Raw genomic sequence first — 1588 nt, forward strand, 5'->3', positions numbered from 1 at the left:
GCCCAGCAGGCCCCGGCCCCGGCGGCTATCCCGGCTGGGGCGCCTGGCAGGGTCCCCCGCCCGCCGCCAAACCCGGCGTCATCCCGCTCCGCCCGCTCGGCGTCGGTGAGATCCTCGACGGCGCCGTCTCCACCATGCGTGCCCATTGGCGCACGGTCCTCGGCATCTCCCTGACCGTGGCCGTGCTCACGGAGATCGTCGTCGTCCTCCTCCAGGGCCTCGTCCTGAGCGAGTCCACCGACACCGACGCCCTCGACGACCCGAGCGCGACGGTCGGCGAACTGACCCGCGCCATGGGCGACACCCTGCTGAACTCCGGAGTGGTCCTCGCGATCACCCTGCTCGGCACGATCGTCGCCACGGCCCTGCTCACGATGGTCACGAGCCGCGCGGTGCTCGGTAAGTCGGTGACCACCGCCGAAGCCTGGCGGGACTCTCGCCCCCAGCTCGCGAGGCTGTTCGGCCTGACCCTGCTCATCCCGCTCATCGCCGTCGCGGTCGTCACCATCGGCATCCTGCCCGGTGTCCTGATCGCGCTCGGGGGCGCCTCCGACGCGGGCGCCGGTCTCGCCGTGCTCGGCGGCCTCGCCGCGGGCATCGCCGCCATCTGGATCGTGGTCCGCTTCTCGCTCGCCTCCCCCGCGCTCATGCTGGAGAAGCAGGGCGTCAAGAAGTCCCTGACCCGCTCCGCCAAGCTGGTCCGCGGCTCCTGGTGGCGGGTCTTCGGCATCCAGCTGCTCGCCGCCATCATCGCGAACGTCGTGGCGTCGATCATCGTCATCCCGTTCACCTTCCTCGCCGGCGCGGTCAGCGGCGAAGGTGTCAGCGGCTTCCTCAACGGCACCAGCGAACTGGGCTGGACGTTCCTGATCGTCAGCGGCGTCGGCTCCGTGATCGGCTCCATGCTGACGTTCCCGATCACGGCCGGGGTCACCGTGCTCCTCTACATCGACCAGCGGATCCGGCGCGAGGCCCTCGACCTCGAACTCACCCGCGCCGCCGCCGGCACCCCCGGCCAGGGCACCAACCCTCCCGGCACCCCGGGGAGCTGATGCGGTGACAGCGGCGGGGGCAGTGCTCATGGGGCTCGGAGCGGCACCGCTCCTGCCGCGCACCGGCGACGACCCACCGGTGACGATCCCACGCGACCCGGCCCGTGAGGCGGCCGAGCGCGAACTGTCCAAGCCGATGTACCACGAGAACGACCCGAGCCTCCTCCAGCGCGCCCTGAACGGCTTCTGGAACTGGGTCGACGACCTGTTCTCCGCCGCCGCGGCGGCTACCCCGGGCGGCGGGTTGGGCCTCCTCGTCATCGTCCTCGCGGCAGTGGCCCTCGGCGCCGCCCTCTGGTGGCGCCTGGGCACCCCGCACCGCACCCCCGCCTCCGCGCCGCCCCTCTTCGACGACCGCCCCCGCAGCGCCGCCGAACACCGCGCCGCCGCCGAGGCCCACGCCGCCCAGGGCCACTGGAACCAAGCCGTCCAGGAACGCATGCGCGGCCTCGTCCGCGCCCTGGAGGAACGCGCGCTCCTGGACCCCCGCCCCGGCCGCACCGCCGACGAAGCCGCAGCGGAAGCAGGCCGAACCC

At 73.3% G+C, this 1588-nt stretch carries 1 protein-coding gene and 1 pseudogene; both read left to right on the top strand.

Annotation, left to right across the window (positions count from 1 at the left end; genetic code table 11):
* The coding region (locus tag GKQ77_RS32565) for a DUF7847 domain-containing protein (RefSeq protein ID WP_219692756.1) at positions 1 to 1052 on the top strand (1052 nt) is incomplete at its 5' end.
* A 28-nt stretch (positions 1053 to 1080) separates the two neighbouring features.
* A pseudogene (locus GKQ77_RS32570) lies at positions 1081 to 1588 on the top strand (DUF4129 domain-containing protein); the annotation flags it as partial.

The organism is Streptomyces anatolicus (assembly GCF_019400875.1).
GTDB lineage: Bacteria > Actinomycetota > Actinomycetes > Streptomycetales > Streptomycetaceae > Streptomyces > Streptomyces anatolicus.